The organism is Microcoleus sp. LAD1_D3 (genome assembly GCF_036702135.1).
Classification (GTDB): domain Bacteria; phylum Cyanobacteriota; class Cyanobacteriia; order Cyanobacteriales; family Microcoleaceae; genus Microcoleus.
In genome coordinates this window covers 1-1,508 of record NZ_JAUBSB010000158.1, presented here as the reverse complement: position 1 = coordinate 1,508, position 1,508 = coordinate 1, and the positions used below count along the sequence as shown (strand labels likewise).

Below are 1,508 nucleotides of genomic sequence, written 5' to 3'. Positions count from 1 at the left end.
TTACAAGTCATCTATATGATGGTAAGAAGAGCCTGCCATTAGATATTGAATTATATAAAAAAGCCGACTCATTACCACAGGGTAAGAGCATCTCAATCAGCCTTGACAAAAGGATTTGAGAAGAAGCATCATGTATTCATCATTCATTGCAGCCCGTTTTCTTTTCTGTCGCAAGCTACGCTTGAGAGTAGTTTCTTGATTTACAGCATTCAGGGACATCCGTCTGATAACAGCCAAGTTTCGAGGGCTATTCAAGGACCGAATGCGAGATCGATCTTCATTGAAAGTGACATCTAAAACCCAATGTTCTTGATTTTCAATACTCCAATGTTGACGAATAACGCGACCATTAAGCTGGGCATCTACGGGTAAGGAACTTAAGTAAAATTGTACTTCATGAGTGGTTTTGTTCCACAGATAACGGAAACGTTCTACTATAACAATAGTCTGAATATCTGTCCAGTCTTCTTGTTTGTAAAGCACCCCTAAAACCCCCACTGGAACCGCCCAAACTTTTCGAGTTTCGATTCGATGATGTGCTTTTTCCGTTCGGGAATCTTCACTCACTTCAATTCCCCCAAATTGCTTGGCTCTGGCTGTTTCAAACCAGGTTTTGACTTGTTTGTAAAGGGTGGGATGATTCTTTTTCAGAGTAACTACGTAATCAGCTTTTTTTTGACGAATCAGCCGTACAATCTCGGTTTGAGTACCCATCGCATCCATCGTAATAATCGCTCCGGTGACATCGATTAATTCCAATAGGGCTGGGATAGCTGTGATTTCATTGGAATGGTTTTCAACTTTAACTTGTCCAAGTACCAACCGATTTTCACTCGCCCACGCCGTCACTAAATGTAAATTCTTTTCCCCGGTTTTTCGGTCATAAGAACCTCGGATACTTTTTCCATCAATCGGGATAACTTGTTGGACAACTGGTCCAATTAATTGTTTAACCCATTCAGTCAACTTCTGTTCTAAAACTTTCGGGTCTACCTTTTCAAAAACTCGTCGGAAGGTATCATCGCTCGGGATACCATTTGGTAAGTCTAAAAATTTTTGCAACCATTGCTGCTTACTGATTCCATAATTTTCCATGTCTTCCCACCCATCACCTCCAGCTATTGTAGATAATATAGCAATGACGAGAATATCTTTCAGTAAGTGACGTTTGGTTCGGTTCACTCTCGGGTCGGGTACGTCATCAAAATAACTTGATAAGCTTCCTTGTAACTCTTGCATAGAGATAGGTGAGGGCTTCTTCAGTAGTTTAGACCTTGGCACAACGGGCAGGAATCCTCTATCCATTTAGTTTTACCGCTTGATGGCTTAGTTTTTAAGGCATTATAAAATTGCTAATACGTAAATACCACATTTTTTATATTTGTCTTTTTGTCAAGTACAATTTATACTAAATTAGATGAGCTTACCCTGCTCATTACCAGAAGGAAAAGATGACCCAGAATTCAAGAAAAAGCCAGAAATAGCCATAAATTTAATCGACAGAACCT

1 protein-coding gene is annotated in these 1,508 nt (G+C 39.8%); it reads right to left on the bottom strand.

Translation table 11 applies throughout. From position 1 onward, the window contains the following. Positions 1 to 96: 96 nt before the first annotated feature. The gene (locus QUA74_RS29730; RefSeq protein WP_333336361.1) at positions 97 to 1,305 is read right to left on the bottom strand and encodes an ISAs1 family transposase; all 1,209 of its coding nucleotides are present in this window, start codon (positions 1,303 to 1,305) and stop codon (positions 97 to 99) included. Positions 1,306 to 1,508: the final 203 nt, after the last annotated feature.

Bases quoted from the DNA above. Each gene is read 5' to 3' on its own strand.
- QUA74_RS29730 (WP_333336361.1), bottom strand. From the start codon at position 1,305: ATGGATAGAGGATTCCTGCCCGTTGTGCCAAGGTCTAAACTACTGAAG.